Raw genomic sequence first — 16950 nt, 5'->3', positions numbered from 1 at the left:
AGGGGGGAACGCACATGGCGCGATTCGTACGGTGGACGGCGTTGGGAGCCGCCGCCGCGCTGCTGATGACGGGCTGCGGCGGCCCGTCGGACGACGGGGACGACGACAAGGGAGGTACGGCCGATGCGCGCCCGTCGGCCTCCTCCTCCGGCACCGCGGACGCGACGGCTGCGCCCCTGCCCGCCTCGCTGACCGGACAGAAGCTCGACTGGAGCCGCTGCGGGGCCACCGCGGACTCCGCGGCGCCGGGCGACGAGTGGCGGTGCGCGAAACTCAAGGTGCCGCTGGACTGGTCGAAGCCGGACGGGGAGACGATCGATCTCGCACTGATCCGTGCCCGTTCCCGCGGCTCCGGCAGCAAGCGCATCGGCTCCCTGTTGTTCAACTTCGGCGGCCCGGGCGGCTCCGGGGTGTCGACGATGCCGGCGTACGGCTCCACGGTCTCCTCCCTGCGCGAGCGCTACGACCTGGTGAGCTGGGACCCGCGCGGGGTGAGCGCCAGCGAGGGCGTGCGCTGCCGCAGCGACAGGAGGATCCAGGCCGCCGAGTCGGTCGACTCCACCCCCGACACCACGGCCGAGGAAAAGGCCTACCTCCGCGACGCCGTCGACTTCGGCAAGGGCTGTCAGAAGGACGCCGGAGCCCTGATGGCGCACGTCTCGACCACCGACACCGCGCGCGACATGGACCTCATGCGCCAGGTGCTCGGCGACGACAGGCTGCACTACTTCGGCATCTCCTACGGCACCGAACTCGGCGGCGTCTACGCCCACCTGTTCCCGAGGAACGTGGGGCGGGTGATCCTCGACGCGGTCGTCGACCCCGGCGCCGACGCCGTGGGGCACGCGAAGAACCAGGCGAAGGGCTTTCAGCTGGCGCTCGACAACTACCTGAAGTCGACCGGCCAGAACCCCGCACAGGGCAGCCGCAAGATCGCCGACCTGCTGAAGCGGATCGACGCCGACCCGCTGCCGACGTCCTCCGGACGGAAGCTGACCCAGACGCTCGCGGTCACCGGCATCGTCCTGCCGCTCTACAGCAAGGAGGGCTGGCCGACCCTGACCAGTGCCCTGGAGTCGGCGCAGGAAGGCGACGGCTCCGAACTGCTCACCCTGGCCGACGCCTACAACGAGCGGGACAGCGAGGGGAACTACGGCACGACGGCCCACTCGCAGCGGGTCATATCGTGCCTGGACGACAAGCAGCGGCCGACGGTGGAGGAGACGAGGAAGCTGCTGCCGGAGTTCGAGAGGATCTCACCCGTGTTCGGCACGTTCCTCGGCTGGGACACGGCCGGCTGGTGCCACGACTGGCCGGTGGCCGGACAGTTCGACAGCCCGGAGGTGAGCGCGGCCGGGGCGGCGCCCGTCCTGCTGGTCGGCAACACCGGCGACCCGGCGACGCCCTACGAGGGCGCGCAGCGGATGGCGGACGAGCTGGGCGAGGACGTCGGTGTGCTGCTCACCTGGAAGGGCGAGGGCCACGGGGCGTACGGCAGCGGGAGTGACTGCGTCGACTCGACGGTGGACGACTACCTGCTCGACGGCACCGTGCCGAAGGACGGCAAGGTCTGCTCATGACGACGGCGGGGGCCGCGGGCACCCGTGGTGCGCGCGGCCCCCGCCGCTCAGGCAGGCAGGTCGGCTCAGTAGACCGGCTTGCTCGGCTCGATCTGGTTGACCCAGCCGATCACACCGCCGCCGACGTGGACGGCGTCCGCGAAGCCCGCGGACTTCAGCACCGCGAGGACTTCCGCACTGCGGACACCCGTCTTGCAGTGCAAGACGATCTTCCGGTCCTGGGGCAGGCCCTCGAGGGCGGTGCCGAGCAGGAACTCGTTCTTCGGGATCAGCTTGGCGCCCGGGATGGAGACGATCTCGTACTCGTTCGGCTCGCGGACGTCGATGATCTCGATGCTCTCGCCGTCGTCGATCCACTCCTTGAGCTGCTTGGGCGTGATCGTCGCACCCGCGGCCGCCTGCTGGGCCTCCTCCGACACGACGCCGCAGAAGGCCTCGTAGTCGATGAGCTCCGTGACGGTCGGGTTCTCGCCGCAGACCGCGCAGTCGGGGTCCTTGCGGACCTTGACCTGCCGGTACTGCATCTCCAGCGCGTCGTAGATCATCAGACGGCCCACCAGCGGCTCACCGGTGCCGGTGAGGAGCTTGATCGCCTCGGTGACCTGGATGGAGCCGATGGACGCGCAGAGCACGCCCAGCACGCCGCCCTCGGCGCAGGAGGGGACCATGCCGGGGGGCGGGGGCTCCGGGTAGAGGCAGCGGTAGCAGGGACCGTGCTCCGACCAGAAGACGGACGCCTGACCGTCGAAGCGGTAGATCGAGCCCCACACGTACGGCTTGTTCAGCAGCACGGCGGCGTCGTTGACCAGGTAGCGGGTGGCGAAGTTGTCCGTGCCGTCCACGATCAGGTCGTACTGGCTGAAGATGTCCATCACGTTGTCGGCCTCGAGCCGCTCCTCGTGCAGGACCACGTTCACGTACGGGTTGATGCCCAGGACGGAGTCGCGCGCGGACTCGGCCTTGGAGCGGCCGATGTCGGCCTGGCTGTGGATGATCTGGCGCTGGAGGTTCGACTCGTCGACCTCGTCGAACTCCACGATGCCGAGCGTGCCCACGCCCGCCGCGGCCAGGTACATCAGCGCCGGCGAGCCCAGGCCGCCGGCGCCGACACACAGCACCTTGGCGTTCTTCAGCCGCTTCTGCCCGTCCATCCCGACGTCGGGGATGATCAGGTGGCGGGAGTACCTGCGGACCTCGTCTACGGTGAGCTCGGCAGCCGGCTCGACCAGGGGTGGCAGCGACACGGGGACTCCGTTGGTCGGTCAATCACTATGGTTGTTCTCCCCGTAACACTGCCATGGCCTTCTTCATTCCGAGACACCTGTTCCGATCCGCGAGACGATTTCGTCCCAGTAGCCGGGCATGGCCTCCCACGGGTCGAACACGCCGTCGTGGTCGTGGCGGTCGGTGACCCAGATCGTGGCCGCTCCCTGCCAGCGGGCGATCCGCAGCGCCTCGTCGAGGTGGCCGCGGGGCACGCCGTGCACGAAGTGGCAGAACCGCTCGGGCGGATAGTCGGCGGTCCACTCGGCCGCCTGCGACCAGCGGTAGTCGCTCCAGGGGCCGGAGAAGGTGACGAGCTGATCGGCGTTCTCCGCGTATCCGGGATGCGGATGGAGACCGTGCCCGAGGACGATGTGAGGCGCGTCACGGAGCGAGCGCAGGGTGCCGACGGCGCGACGGATCACCGGGAGCTCGGCGCGTTCGGTCGGGCAGCGGTCCAGGAGGAAGCCGTCGACCTGGTACCAGTCGAGGTAGCGGTGGGCGTCGGCGATCACCTCGGCGAGAGCGCGGGCGCCGTGGACGGCGTCGAGGTGGCCGAGGACGCGGACGCCCGCGTTGCGGAGCCGGCCCGCGGCCTCCAGGCAGTGCGGGTCGGGACGGACACCGGGTCCGTCGGCGACGTTGAGGACGACCCAGTGCAGGGGCCTGCCGGGGCGGGCGAGTTCACCCCACTCGGCGGGCGCGACGAGGGGGTGCGCGAAGCCGGGGGCGCCGAAGCCGGTGCGGACGTCGGTGCTCGCGGTGCCCGCTCGGGTGCCGGTCAGATACGACATGCCGCCTCCATCCAGATGTCGGCGAGGGACTCCTCGAGGTTGATCCGCGGCCGCCAGCCCAGCCGGTCGCGGGCGGTGCGGACGTCGGCCTGCTGCCAGTTGCCGCACCCGTCGGGGTACGGGTACGCGACCGGAGCCGCGTGCTCGGAGTCGGGACGGGGGTGGCCGATGGCCGGCCTGAGGTGGCCGCCGGGCGGCCCGTCGAGTTCGTGGAGGGTGCCGCCGTATCCGGCCACGCGGGCGAGGACGGCGGCGGCGTCCCGGAGGCGGACGGCGCGGCCGGAGCCGATGTTGATCACGCCCTGGGCGGCGGACAGCGCGGCGGCGTGCACGGCGCGGGCGACGTCACGGACGTCGATGAAATCGCGCTGGGCGCCGAGTCCGCCGAGTTTCAGCTCACCGTCGCCGGACTGCATGGCGCGGCGCATCGCCTCGGCGAGCCGGCCCAGCGGGGAGCCGGCGGGGGTGCCGGGCCCGGCCGGGGAGAAGACCCGCAGGACGACCGCGTCCAGACCGGAGCCCAGGACGAGTTCGGTGGCGGCGAGCTTGCTGACGCCGTACGGGCCGCCGGGGCGCGGCACGGCGTCCTCGGCGGTCGAGGAACCGGGCTGGCTGGGGCCGTATTCGGCGCCGCAGCCGATGTGGACGAGACGGGCGCCGCAGCCGCTGCGGCGCAGCGCCTCGCAGATGGTGGCGACGGCGACGGTGTTGTGCCGGGTGAGTTCCCGGGCTCCGCCTCGGGTGGCTCCGGCGCAGTTGACGACGACCTGGGGGTGGACCGCGTCGAGGAAGCGGGTGAGGGCGCCGGGACTGCCGCTCGCGAGGTCGAAGCGGACGTCGGCGTCGTCACCGCGGCCGAGTGCGGTGAGCTGGACGGCCGGGTCGGCGAGCAGACGGTCGGCGACGAAGCGGCCGACGTAACCGTTGGCTCCGGTCAGCAGGACCCTCATCGCGCGGCCCCCGGGGTGTGCGTCGCGGCTGCTCCGGTGACCGCGCGGGCTCCTGCGACCGCGGGTGTCCCGGTGGCTCCGGTCGCTCCGGATCGGGAGGTGGTCATCTGGTCTCTCCTTAAGGGGATTGCATGGGTGGAGGAGCGCGTGCGTCGTGCGGTCCGTGCACGGTGGGGGTGGCGCGGCGCGCGGTGGTCGGGGGCGGGCGGACGGCTGCGGGTCAGCACGGCTGACCCGATGGCGCGTGGGCCGAGGCCCTGGTGAGGGTGCGGGTCGCGTGGACCAGCAGGACGAGGGCGGCCGTCCCGCAGGCGAGGGCGGGGACCGCGGCGGGACCCCGGGCGGCCACGAGGGTGTCGACGGGTGCGGCCAGGAAGCCGCAGCCGGGCAGCCGGCCTGCGAAGAGCAGGGCCGGGGCGATCGCCTCGGCCGTCCCGGCGGCTCTGAGGGCGACCGTCGGGGCGTGGGTGAAGCCGTGGACGGTGAGGAGGCGGGAGAGGAGGAGCAGCGCGCCCAGGGGGAGCGTGCTCGCGTAGGCGGCCGGTTCACCGAGGGCGGCCGCGCAGACGCCGGTGAGGACCGCGAGGGCGCACAGGAACAGGGCGAAGACACCGAGCAGCAGCGGCCGTACGGAGGCGGCGAACTCGTCGAGGCCTCGGCTGCTGCCGAGCCGGTGCCGGACGCGTACGGCGAGGAGGTGCGCGCACCACGCGGCGGGGACGCAGGCCAGGGCGAGGGTCAGGAGCGGGGCCGTGGCGAGCGGCCAGGGCCCGTCGGCCGTTCCGGTGGGCAGGCCGTCGGGACCGCCGTCGGCCGCGGTGCGCAGCAGGCCGTCGCCGAGGGCCGCGTAGGCGAGGAGCCATCCGGTCCGGCCGCCGGTGCGGTGCCGGCCGGCGTGCGGGCCTCCGCGCGGGATCGACGGGCCCCGCCCGCGGTGGCGGCTCAAGGGGCCCCGGCGAAGGACGGCCCGCAGGGCGAGGGCCACCGCCAGGACGCCCGCGGTGACCACGAGGAGGCGGGTCCGACCGTGGGTGAGGCGAAGGCCGGCGACGGTCGCGACGCCCAGGGCACCGGGCAGGAGGGTGAGCAGCGCCCAGTCCAGGCGGGCCCGTGGCACCGGCGCGGGCTCCGGACGCGGGTGCGAAGGGGTGTCGGCGTCCCTGGGGACGCGGGCGTACATCTCCTCCGCGAGGGAGAAGACGTCCCGGTGCCGGAACCGCGCGGCGGTGCGGTCGGTGACGCCGTGGGCCTCCAGTCCCGCCGCGATCTCCAGCGGATCGACCGCCCGTTCGCACAGGTCGCGGTGGCGGTGCATCAGCGCTTTCACCGGGTCCACTGCGGCGCCTCGCCGGGGGGCGACGGGGCCTGTTCCCGGACCGGGGTGCGCCGCGGTGGCCGGCGCGGGACGCCCGGCGCGGCTGGTCACCGCCGGCTCACCGGGGTCGGACGGCGCGTCGGCGTCCGCAGGGGTGTCCTCGTTCACGAGCCGCTCCTCGGACCGTTCGTCCCAGGCGTCGGCGGGTGCCGGTGTCGCGGGGCGGTCGAGTTCGCCCAGGCCGCTCATCGGGCCCCCTCGGTCGCGGCGACGGGAGTGGCGGCGCGGGGCGCGGACGGGCCGTGCGTCGTGGCGGAACCGCGCGCCGCCGCCGTACCCGGCAGCGGCGGTCCCGCCGCCCAGCCGGGCGGGTTGCGGGGAGTGGCCCGTGCGGTGAGGCCGGTCCACCGGCCCGGCAGCCAGGCCTCGGCCGGAACCGCGAAGGGCCGGGGTTCCCCGGCCGCGTCGAGGACGACCCGGCGGACCGGGCTCCGGGAGACGATCTCCAGGTAGATGCCGTGGAACGCCGCGATGTTCTGCTCGACGGTGAACAGTTCGAGGGCACGGGCGCGGGCGGCCGCGCCCAGGCGTGCGCGGCGCCCGGGGTCGCGCAGCAGGTCCACGCACGCCTCCGCGAGCGCCCTCGGGTTGCGCGGCGGGACGACGAGTCCGGTGCCCCCGATGACCTCGACCACCGCGCCGACGTCCGTGGACACCGTCGCGCGCCCGCAGAACATCGCCTCGACGAGGCCGACCGGGAACCCCTCGACGACGCTGGACAGGATCACGACGGCACCCGCCGCGTACGCCTCGGCGAGTCCGGGGACCTCCGGTCCGCCGATCTCCTCGAAGGACACGGGGTTGTCGCCGACGGCGTGCGGCCCGGTGGCCTCGTCGGGGAAGAGCTGCGCGGCGAGCATCCGGCAGTGGCCGAGGTAGGCCTCGCCCTCCGCTCCGGCCGCGCTGCCGAAGATCCGCAGCCGGGTCCCGGGCTCCTCCCGGTGGATCTCGGCGAAGGCGTGCAACAGGGACACCAGGTCCTTGGCCGGTTCCACCCTGCCGACCCAGACCAGCGTGCGGGGGTCGCCGGCGTCCGGGGATTCGCCGACCTCGGCGAAGCGTGAGGCGTCCATGCCCGGGGGGACCGTGCGGAGCTTGGCCCGGTCGGCACCGCAGCGCTCCTGCCAGCGGCGGGCGTGCGCGTTGCCTGGCGTGACACACGCCGCCCGCCGGTACACCTCGGCGGCGAGCCGTCCGTGGAAGGCCGCGAGCAGGGACCGTACGGCCGGGGCGTGCGGCGCCGGAGCGGCGGCCGGAGCCGGGTCGGCGCCGGCCGCACCCGCACCCGCACCCGCACCCGCACCCGCACCCGCACCCAGATAGTGGGTCCGCAACCGGACCCCGTACTCCGTCACCAGCAGCGGCACGCCGAAGAAGTGACGGGCGAGCAGGCCCGGGAGTGCCGCCGCGCCCCCGGAAGCCGCGTGGCAGAGGTCGACCGAGCCGAGCCCGTCGTCGCCGTCGTCCTCGTACCAGTCGAGCGAGAGGGGGCGCAGAGCCCGTTCGAGGTGCGCGGCGACGGCGAGGAGGTCGGGAACGCGCGCCTCACGCGCCGTACCGAGCGCGCCGGGCGCACGACAGGCGCGCTCCAGGGCGCGTACGGCATGCTCCGAGCGGAGCGCGCCCACCAGGCCGCCCTCGTCGCGGGCGAGTTCCGCGAGCCCGTACAGCGCGTTGCCGAAACGGTCCGCCTGAGGTGCGGAACGGTCCGTCCCCGCGTCGACGGGCGCTCCTTCGCACAGGACGGACACCAACGCGCCGTAGTGCTCGGTGAAACGCCGGCGCGCACGCCGTCCGCGCACCACCCCGTCGTCCTCGGCGGTCCACAGCGGCGCGGTGCGCACGCGGGTGACCTGCGGCGGCAGTGCGACCTGGCCGGCGGCCTCCTGGCGCTCGGTGCGGCTGAGCGCGTAGACGTCGAACTCGTGCTGCCCGAGCCCGCGCACGAGCCGGTCGCACCAGAGCCCCGCATCACCGCTCACATACGGATAGCCACCCTCCGTAAGCAGTCCGATGCGCACGCGCACCCCCGATCTCCCGTTTGGGGAGCCGCCGTTGCCCCGGCGGCTCGCAGCGGGACGAACGTATGCGGACATGACGGTGGCGCGACGGACGGTTGTCCATCGCGCCACCAAAAGGGGTGAACGGTCGTAACTTTCCCGTGCGGGCGGCGTTCCGTCGCGCTAAGAGATCAAGCCAGCGCAAAACGTTACGCCTCGGAGAGGGGGGCACGGGGGGGTACCGGCCGGGGCGCCGCGAGGCCGGCACCCCGCCGTTCGTCAGTTGTTCGGGTAGGGCCAGGGGTTGGGCAGGCAGCGGATGCCGTCGTACTCCAGGAACTTCGTCTGCTGCTGCATGACCGGGGCGAGGTCCCCGTCCTTGTCGCAGGTGACGTGGCCGTAGCCGAGCCGGTGACCCACCTCGTGGTTGATCAGCATCTGGCGGTAGGCGTACATCTCGTCGCCGTAGGTCGCGGACCCCTGCGCCCACCGGTAGGCGTTGATCATCACGCGTTCGGTGGCGGCCGAGTCGCAGGAGACGTTGTCCTCGGTGGTGTCCAGGCCGGACTTCGCGCACCAGTCGGCGGTGGTGTCGGGACTGGCGAGCGTGATGACGAAGTCCGGTTCCCCCGAGTGGATCCGCTCGAAGGTCCGCGCGCCGCCGTGGGCCCAGCTGCGGTCGTCGTTGAGCGTCTTCTGCACGGCCTGCGCGAACAGTTCGGCGTCGAGCCCGAGCCCCTGCTCGACGTCCACGCGGTAGGTGTACTTCTGGCCCTTGCCGGGCGCCTTGTCGATCCCGGGCACGGCGTCGAACTTCCCCGACCCCGCGGACGTGGCCCCGAAGCGGTAGCGCGTGCTCATCATCTGGTCGTACGTCAGCGGCACCACACCGGGTGACGCCGACGGGCTCGGCCGGTCGGCGCCGCGCGCGGCGGAGTCGCGGGCGTCACGGGCGGCCTTGTCGGTCGTGGTGTGCGACTGGACGGAGTCCTCGTCGCGCGCGTCGGTGACCTGGCCGGCGACCACGATGGCCAGCACGGTGGTGACGGCGGCGGCCGCGATGCCGGTGAAGGCCCGGCCCTTGCCACCCCCCTTGGCCGTCGGTTCACCGGTGGGCGGTTCGCCGCCGGCCCCGCCGCCCGTGGGAGCCGGACCGGGGCTTCGGTCCCAGTCGGTGACGGAGACGTAGGCGTCGGTGGGACGCGGGGCGACACACGTGTCCGTGGCGAGTGCCGTGGCGGCCGCCACGGGCGCGCGGCGCTGGAAGACGTCGTCGTCCTCGGTGAAGGCGTCGAGGTAGTCCTGGCGCGGACCCGCCGCCGCATCGGACGCCCGCTGCCGGGGCGCGGCCGCGGACTCGGGCCGCTGGCGGGGGATCAGCGGGCCGGAACCACTCGCCGTACGGCCCCGCAACTCGCCCCAGGCGCCCCCGGCCTCCCGCTGCTCGGGGTGTCCGCCGCGGACCTGCGGGGTGCCGTGGGCGGGGGTGCCGCCGGGGGTACGGCGAGCGCCCGGGAGGGGCGGGCCGTGAGCGGGGGTGCGGTCGGAAGGTCCGGGCACGCTCCGCGCGGGGGCGCCGTCGGCAAGCCGCGGCACACCGCGAGCCGGGGTGCCGTCGGAAAACCCGGACTTCGCCGAGGGCGCGTCGGCGGGCGAGGCCGCACCCTGGGGGCGGGCCTCCCCCGCCTCGCCCGGCGCGGCTTCCCGGGGGGTACCGCCGGTGTCCTGCTGTGCTGTGCTCCTGGGCGCGGGCCCGCGCCGGCTGTGACGTCCCACGGCCCCCTCAGCTCCCCGTGCCCGCGGATCCGCCGGCTCGTTCGGTGAACGCCCCGGAGCCCGAACCGGTTCCCGGGCCCGCCTCCTGCCCCGCCCCGGTGTCCGCCTCCGACCGCTTCCCGGCACCGGCCTCCGGTGCCGTCCCGTCGCCCGCGTCCTTCGCGGCCCGCGCCTCCGCGGCCGGTCCCGGATGCGCCGTCTGCTCCAGCAGTTCACGGAACGCCGTGGCGACCGTCTCCGGGTACTCCATCATCGCGACGTGTCCCGCGTTCGGCAGGGTGAGCAGGCGCGAGTCGCGGAAGGCGCGTGCCGCCCGCTGGGCCATGCGGAAGCCGACGAGCCGGTCGCGGCCGCCGTAGACGAGGAGGGCCGGGGCGAGGACGCGTTCGGCCTGGCGCCACAGGCCGTGCTGGCCGCCCAGCGTGTAGGCGCTGACCAGTCCGCGGGCGGAGCGCGTCATCGCGTCCCAGAAGTACGGCAGCCGCAGCCGCCGCTCGAGTTCCTCCACGGCGTGGCCGAACGCCTCCGGGGTGACCTGCCCGGGATCGCCGTAACACAGGGCCATGACGCCGCGGACCCGCTGCTCGGCCGTCCACTCCCGGGTGAACCGGGTGAACAGCCCGGCCACGCCGGGCATGCCGAGCAGGCCGGTGGGCACCGCCGTGCGCTGGACGCGCAGTTCCGGGAGAGCCGGCGAGACGAGGGTCAGGGTCCGGACGAGGTCGGGGCGGACCGCCGCGACCCGCGTGGACACGGCGCCGCCCAGCGAGTTGCCGAAGAGGTGGACGGGTCCGCGGCCGGACGCGTCGAGGTGGCGGATCACGGCACGCGCGTGTGCCGTGATGGAGTAGTCGCCGTCGTCCGGCGGCGGGGAGTCCCCGAAGCCGGGCAGGTCGAGGGCCTCGCTCTCGACGACGCCGTCGAGCTGCGCCATCAGCGCGGACCAGTTCTGCGAGGAGCCGCCGAGGCCGTGGACGTACAGCGCGGGATGCAGTCCCGTGCGCGCGGCCGGCCTGGAGCGGACCGTCAGGGTGATGCCGGGCAGGCGGACCGACCGCAGCCTCTCGCCCTCGGCGACCCGGACCGACGCGGCCTTCGGCAGCACGCTGGTGGGCGGCACGGACGGCAGCTCTGTCGAAGACATGCCGCAATGTTACGAGACGATCACACGCGAACCCGTGTGTTCGGCGTCACAAGAGGCCGGCCGCGCGTCGCGCGGATGGCGGCGCGATTCCCGGGCACATCGCATGGCGTCCGAAATGGGTGTCTCCTAGGCTCGTACAGAGGGCACCCGCGTGTGACCCCTGCGTTTTCAGGGATGTTCGTAGGAAGGGAGCCCGTCATGGCCATCGACCCCACCGATCCGGAGACGTTCGCGGACCAGGAGGACGCCGCCGCGGAGATCGACGTCGAGGCGCCGGAGAACGACGCCGCCGAACAGCAGGCCGATGTCGCCCCGAAGAGCGACGACCCGCTGGACGAGGTGGATCCGAGCCGGGCCAACGAGGCGGACGTCATCGAACAGGCGCGTGTCGTCTCGCAGGACGAGGACGACTACCGCTGAGCAGACCCGGGGCCACCCCGGGACACCGAGGACCGCCGTGCGTCCGGCCGGAGCGGAGCGCGATTCTGCCCGCTACGCCCCGCTACGAAACCTTACCTACGGCTTTTGCCATCGTCCGGTCCGTGAAATTCTGCGCTCGCACCGCGCACAGCACGGTTACCGAAAAGTACGATGGCGGCGCGGCGGCACACCGCAAGAGGGACGACATTGGGAGGCGGCGTGACAGCCATCGAGCAGACCGAGGCGGCGCGCCCGCGAGGCACGCGCCTGCCGCGCCGTGCCCGACGGAACCAACTGCTGGGCGCCGCCCAGGAGGTCTTCGTCGCACAGGGCTACCACGCGGCGGCGATGGACGACATCGCAGAACGCGCCGGCGTCAGCAAGCCGGTGCTCTACCAGCACTTCCCGGGCAAGCTCGACCTGTACCTGGCGCTGCTGGACCAGCACTGCGAGTCGCTCATCCAGGCCGTGCGCAGCGCGCTCGCCTCGACGACCGACAACAAGCAGCGCGTCCGCGCGACGATGGACGCGTACTTCGCGTACGTCGAGGACGACGGCGGCGCCTTCCGCCTGGTCTTCGAGTCGGACCTGACGAACGAGCCCGCCGTGCGCGAGCGCGTCGACAAGGTCACCAACGAGTGCGCCGAGGCGATCTGCGAGGTGATCGCCGAGGACACCGGCCTCTCGCGCGCGGAGTCGATGCTGCTGGCCTCCGGTCTCGGCGGTCTCGCGCAGGTGGTGGCGCGTTCCTGGCTGCACAGCGACCGCAGCGTCCCGCGCGACCAGGCGGTGCAGTTGCTGGCCTCCCTCGCCTGGCGGGGCATCGCCGGATTCCCGCTGCACGGCATCGAACAGCACTGAGGGACACCGTCCCGGCCGTTTGTTCCCGTTCGCTGTTCGCTCCTGGCGTGGACGGCCGCGCCGTGCGCGTCCCCTCACCGGGCTAATGTGTGCAGCGTACGGCGCGGACGCCCGCGCACCTCGTGATCGTCGGAGGGACTTAGCCGTGGAGGTCAAGATCGGCGTGCAGCACGCGCCCCGCGAGATCGTTCTGGAGAGCGGTCAGACTCCCGAGGAGGTCGAGCGCGTGGTGGCCGACGCCCTGGCAGGGAAGTCGCAGCTGCTCAGCCTCACGGACCAGCACGGCCGCAAGGTCCTGGTTCCGGCCGACCGCCTGGCCTACGTGGAGCTGGGCGAGCCGGCCCCGCGCAAGGTGGGCTTCGGCGCGCTGTAGGCCACGCTCGACGGAAGGGGCCCGGCGGCCGTTCGGCTGCCGGGCCCCTTCCGCGTCCCGCCACGTCCGCGTCCCGCCCCTTGTGCGTCCCGCCACGCCGGCACGCGGATCGGCCCGCGCACCGGCCGGATCGGCACGCACCGCGACGCACCTCGGCTCCCGCGCCGCGCCCGCCACGGACGGAGCACGGCCCGACCGTGCGGGAGGATTGCATTCCGCAGGTCACGGGTAGGACGGGCTACGACCTTGGTGCACGGCCCGGCCACCTGGAGGGACCCCGGATGATCTTGGAAGCGCTCGTCTCCGCTGTGCTCGGTCTCGTGCTCGCGTGGGCGGCGCTCCACCGCCTGTCCCACCGGCTCCCCGCCCGCGCCCTGGTGCTGGCGACGGGCGTCGCCGGAGCCCTCTTCGGCGACTTCGTCACCCACAGCGCGCTGGGCCCCGGCTCCGCGGTCGTCGCCCTCCTCGGCGCGGCGGTCGTCTCCGCCGCCTCCCTCTCGCTGCTCCTGCGCCCGGCGGCCGGACTCCGCCGCCGGTCGGCCACCGCGTAGCCGCGTCGGCCCCGCGGGAACCGGGCCGGCAAGGGACGCGGAGAACGGCGTGACGAGCCGCGCACGGCCCGCGGCGCCCGGCAGGGCCCGCGGATCCTCACCGGAGCGCTGCCGGGGCCGGCGGAGCGCTACGCGGCCAGGCCCAGCGCAGCCATCCGCTTCGTGTGCGCCTCGGTGATCCGCGAGAACATCCGCCCCACCTCCGCGAGGTCGAACCCGTCCGCGACACCGCCCACGAGCATCGTCGACAGCGCGTCGCGGTCGGCCACCACCCGCTGCGACTGCGACAGGGCCTCGCCCATCAGCCGCCGCGCCCACAGCGCGAGCCGACCGCCCACGCGCGGGTCCGCGTCGATCGCCGCGCGCACCCGGTCGACGGCGAAGCCGGCGTGACCGGTGTCGTCGAGCACGGCCAGCACCAGGGCGCGGGTGTCGGTGTCCAGACGGGCCGCGACCTCGCGGTAGAAGTCGCTGGCGATCGAGTCGCCGACGTAGGCCTTGACGAGGCCCTCAAGCCAGTCCGACGGGGCGGTCTGCTTGTGGAAGCCGTCGAGCGCGGCGACGAACGGCTCCATCGCGCGCGTCGGCTCCTCGCCGACCTCCGTGAGCCGGTCGCGCAGCCGCTCGAAGTGGTGGAACTCGGCCGACGCCATCTTCGCCAGTTCCGCCTTGTCCTCCAGCGTGGGCGCGAGTTTGGCGTCCTCGGCGAGCCGCTCGAACGCCGCGAGTTCGCCGTACGCGAGCGCGCCGAGCAGGTCCACGACCGCGGCCCGGTACTGCGGATCGGCGGAGGCCTTCGCCCAGTCCTGGGCGGCGATACCGGTGGCGGCGTTCTCAGGCTTGTCAGAGCTCGTCATGGAGCGCACAATAGCCCGCCCGTCGCAGGAGGGAAGTCCCTGCTCAGTCAGTGTGACAACGACGGCGCGAAGGACCCTGTCCGACGGTGTGACAACCACAACGTGACCGAATCGGCCATCGCATGTGCGCGAATCCGGGGTATGGTGGTAATGCGCCTGCCGAGTATTCGACGGGCCGCACGTATGAGGATGCCCGGTCGGTGGCCCGATCGGCTCCGACCCGACAGCCCTCCCTGGCCGTACGGCACCTTGCGTACGACGACCGGAGGGACCCCTCAGCGGTACGAACGCTAGAGCGTCGGCAGAGGTCCCGTGTCTTGCCGGCTTCGCCCACAGGGCGGCCGACGTCCCCGGCGCGGTCCGCCACGACCCCCGCGCTCGCCTCGCACCGCGCACACAGAAGAGGCAGCACCCTGACTACCACGTTCCGAGAGCTCGGGATCCTTCCCGAGACCGCCGAAGCCCTCGAGGCCGTCGGCATCATCACGGCCTTCCCCATCCAGGAGATGACGCTCCCGGTCGCCCTCACGGGCACGGACGTCATCGGACAGGCCAAGACCGGCACCGGCAAGACGCTCGGCTTCGGCCTTCCCCTGCTGGAGCGCGTCACCGTCCCCGCCGACGTCGAGGCCGGGCGCGCCCGGCCCGAGGACCTGACCGACGCCCCGCAGGCGCTCGTCGTCGTTCCCACCCGCGAGCTGTGCACGCAGGTCACCAACGACCTGCTCACCGCGGGCAAGGTGCGCAATGTGCGCGTCCTCGCCATCTACGGCGGCCGCGCCTACGAGCCCCAGGTCGAGGCCCTGCAGAAGGGCGTCGACGTGGTCGTCGGCACCCCGGGCCGGCTGCTGGACCTCGCGGGCCAGAAGAAGCTCGACCTGAAGCACATCCGCTCGCTCGTCCTCGACGAGGCCGACGAGATGCTCGACCTGGGCTTCCTGCCCGACGTCGAGAAGATCATCAACATGCTTCCGGCGAAGCGTCAGACCATGCTGTTCTCGGCGACCATGCCGGGCGCCGTCATCGGCCTCGCCCGCCGCTACATGTCGCAGCCCACGCACATCAACGCCACGTCGCCGGACGACGCGGGCGCGACCGTCGCGAACACCAGGCAGCATGTGTACCGCGCGCACAACATGGACAAGCCCGAGATGGTCTCGCGCATCCTCCAGGCCGAGGGCCGTGGTCTCGCCATGGTCTTCTGCCGCACCAAGCGCACCGCCGCCGACCTCGCCGACCAGCTCAAGCAGCGGGGCTTCGCCTCCGGCGCGGTCCACGGCGACCTCGGCCAGGGCGCTCGCGAGCAGGCGCTGCGCGCCTTCCGCAACGGCAAGGTCGACGTCCTCGTCTGCACCGACGTCGCCGCCCGCGGCATCGACGTCGAGGGCGTCACCCACGTCATCAACTACCAGTCCCCCGAGGACGAGAAGACGTACCTGCACCGCATCGGCCGCACCGGCCGCGCGGGCGCCAAGGGCATCGCCGTCACCCTCGTCGACTGGGACGACATCCCGCGCTGGCAGCTGATCAACAAGGCGCTGGACCTGGGCTTCCCGGACCCGCCGGAGACGTACTCCACGTCCCCGCACTTCTTCGAGGACCTCGACATCCCCGCCGGCACCAAGGGGGTCCTGCCGCGTTCGGAGCGCACGCGCGCCGGACTCGACGCGGAGGAGATGGAGGACCTCGGCGAGCCGGGCGGCCGTGGTGGACGCGGCCGTAACGACCGGGGTGACCGCCGTGGCGGCGGCCGTGGCGAGTCGCGCTCCGCCGAGCACGAGCGTCCCGCCCGTACGCCCCGCCGTCGCCGCCGCACGCGCAACGGCGAGCCCCTCGACGCGTCGGCCCCCGCCGTCACCGCGGCGCCCGAGCAGGCGCCCGTCGCGGAGGAGGCGACCACGCCGCGCACGCCGCGCCGTCGGCGCCGTACGCGTGGCGCGGTGACGCAGGAGGTCGCCACGGCGGCTCCGGTGACGCCCGTCGACGCCCCCGAGGCCGCGCAGGCAGCGGTGACGTCCGCGGAGGGCCCGGCCCTCGACGCCCCGGAGGCCGCCAAGCCGCGCCGCCGTCGCACCCGCCGGAACGCGGACGCGCCGGCGGACGTGACGGGAACGGCGGTCGAGACCGCGGCCGAGACCGTGGTGGAGATCCCCGCCCAGGCGCCGGCCGCGGCCCCCGAGGCCGAAGCCGCCGTCGACACGGCGGAGGCGACGGAGACCAAGCCGCGCCGCCGCACCCGCAAGGCCGCCGCCACGGCACCGGCCGCCGAGGCCGCCGTCGACACCGCCGAGGGCACGGAGGCCAAGCCGCGCCGCACGCGCAAGACGGCCACCGCCGCACCGGCCACCGACGACACCGAGGCCAAGCCCCGCCGCACCCGCAAGGCCGCCCAGCCGGAGACGACGGCCACCACCGCCGACATCCCGGCCCAGGCCGCACAGGAGCCGGAGCCCAAGCCCCGCCGCACCCGCAAGACGGCGGCGCCGGCTGCGGAATCCGCGGTCGACACCGCCGAGGGCACGGAGGCCAAGCCGCGCCGGACCCGCAAGACGGCCACCGCCGCACCGGAGGCCGTCGTCGACACGGCCGAGGCGAAGCCGCGCCGCACCCGCAAGGCCGCCGCCACGGCACCGGCCGCCGAGGCCGTCGTCGACACCGCCGAGGGCACGGAGGCCAAGCCGCGCCGCACGCGCAAGACGGCCACCGCCGCACCGGCCACCGACGACACCGAGGCCAAGCCCCGCCGCACCCGCAAGGCCGCCCAGCCGGAGACGACGGCCACCACCGCCGACATCCCGGCCCAGGCCACGCAGGAGCCGGAGCCCAAGCCCCGCCGCACCCGCAAGACCACCGCCACGGTGGCCGAAGCCGGTGCCGCCGACGAGGCGAAGCCGAAGGTCCGGCGTACGCGCAAGGCGACGGCGGCAGCGGAGTCCGCGGCGTCCGCGGAGAGCTGATCGCCCGCGAGGGCACCGTCCGGCGGCCCGGTCTCTCCCTGGTGGAGCG

General features: G+C 73.9%; 14 protein-coding genes. 6 read left to right on the top strand and 8 right to left on the bottom strand.

The window, feature by feature from the left end:
• Positions 1-14: 14 nt before the first annotated feature.
• Positions 15-1580, top strand: coding sequence for an alpha/beta hydrolase (locus tag ACH4N1_RS21335; protein WP_398099089.1), 1566 nt, complete (start codon positions 15-17; stop codon positions 1578-1580).
• Positions 1581-1645: 65 nt separating this feature from the next.
• On the opposite strand, the gene moeZ is transcribed toward ACH4N1_RS21335, so the two are convergent.
• The 7 genes from moeZ to ACH4N1_RS21300 form a co-directional block, all read right to left on the bottom strand.
• Positions 1646-2824, bottom strand: a complete 1179-nt coding sequence (gene moeZ, locus ACH4N1_RS21330) for an adenylyltransferase/sulfurtransferase MoeZ (RefSeq protein ID WP_398099088.1) — start codon at positions 2822-2824, stop codon at positions 1646-1648.
• A 63-nt stretch (positions 2825-2887) separates the two neighbouring features.
• Positions 2888-3637, bottom strand: a complete 750-nt coding sequence (locus tag ACH4N1_RS21325) for a spherulation-specific family 4 protein (RefSeq protein ID WP_398099086.1) — start codon at positions 3635-3637, stop codon at positions 2888-2890.
• The gene (locus ACH4N1_RS21320) at positions 3625-4587 is read right to left on the bottom strand and encodes an NAD-dependent epimerase/dehydratase family protein (protein ID WP_398099084.1); all 963 of its coding nucleotides are present in this window, start codon (positions 4585-4587) and stop codon (positions 3625-3627) included. Before ACH4N1_RS21320 ends, ACH4N1_RS21325 begins: the two co-directional genes overlap by 13 nt.
• Before the next feature lie 220 nt (positions 4588-4807).
• Positions 4808-6151, bottom strand: a complete 1344-nt coding sequence (locus ACH4N1_RS21315; RefSeq protein WP_398099082.1) for a hypothetical protein — start codon at positions 6149-6151, stop codon at positions 4808-4810.
• A complete protein-coding gene (locus ACH4N1_RS21310; protein ID WP_398099186.1) occupies positions 6148-7983 on the bottom strand; it encodes a DUF3492 domain-containing protein in 1836 nt (611 codons plus the stop codon). Before ACH4N1_RS21310 ends, ACH4N1_RS21315 begins: the two co-directional genes overlap by 4 nt.
• Before the next feature lie 258 nt (positions 7984-8241).
• A complete protein-coding gene (locus tag ACH4N1_RS21305; RefSeq protein WP_398099081.1) occupies positions 8242-9738 on the bottom strand; it encodes a DUF3152 domain-containing protein in 1497 nt (498 codons plus the stop codon).
• 7 nt (positions 9739-9745) lie between these two features.
• Positions 9746-10882: an alpha/beta fold hydrolase gene (locus tag ACH4N1_RS21300; protein WP_398099079.1), complete on the bottom strand. Its 1137-nt coding sequence runs from the start codon at positions 10880-10882 to the stop codon at positions 9746-9748.
• Between the two features lie 198 nt (positions 10883-11080).
• Between ACH4N1_RS21300 and ACH4N1_RS21295 the strand changes: the two genes are divergently transcribed.
• The 4 genes from ACH4N1_RS21295 to ACH4N1_RS21280 all read left to right on the top strand — a co-directional run bounded on the left by ACH4N1_RS21295 (position 11081) and on the right by ACH4N1_RS21280 (position 13087).
• Positions 11081-11302: a hypothetical protein gene (locus ACH4N1_RS21295; protein ID WP_366062523.1), complete on the top strand. Its 222-nt coding sequence runs from the start codon at positions 11081-11083 to the stop codon at positions 11300-11302.
• A 219-nt stretch (positions 11303-11521) separates the two neighbouring features.
• Entirely contained in the window at positions 11522-12163 is a 642-nt protein-coding gene (locus tag ACH4N1_RS21290) for a TetR/AcrR family transcriptional regulator (protein ID WP_366062522.1), read from the top strand.
• Between the two features lie 145 nt (positions 12164-12308).
• Positions 12309-12536, top strand: a complete 228-nt coding sequence (locus ACH4N1_RS21285) for a DUF3107 domain-containing protein (protein ID WP_073493074.1) — start codon at positions 12309-12311, stop codon at positions 12534-12536.
• A 281-nt stretch (positions 12537-12817) separates the two neighbouring features.
• Positions 12818-13087: a hypothetical protein gene (locus ACH4N1_RS21280; protein ID WP_398099078.1), complete on the top strand. Its 270-nt coding sequence runs from the start codon at positions 12818-12820 to the stop codon at positions 13085-13087.
• Positions 13088-13215: 128 nt separating this feature from the next.
• Here ACH4N1_RS21280 and ACH4N1_RS21275 read toward each other — a convergent pair whose 3' ends face one another.
• On the bottom strand, positions 13216-13944 hold the full coding sequence (locus ACH4N1_RS21275; RefSeq protein ID WP_363092496.1) for a ferritin-like fold-containing protein: 729 nt from the start codon (positions 13942-13944) through the stop codon (positions 13216-13218).
• Between the two features lie 506 nt (positions 13945-14450).
• On the opposite strand from ACH4N1_RS21275, the gene ACH4N1_RS21270 reads away from it, so the two are divergent.
• Positions 14451-16901 (top strand): DEAD/DEAH box helicase, encoded by a 2451-nt coding sequence (locus tag ACH4N1_RS21270; protein ID WP_398099076.1) that lies wholly within the window; start codon positions 14451-14453, stop codon positions 16899-16901.
• Positions 16902-16950: the final 49 nt, after the last annotated feature.

This window comes from Streptomyces sp. NPDC017202, assembly GCF_044331705.1.
Lineage (GTDB): Bacteria > Actinomycetota > Actinomycetes > Streptomycetales > Streptomycetaceae > Streptomyces.
This window is presented reverse-complemented; position numbering and strand designations above follow the sequence as displayed.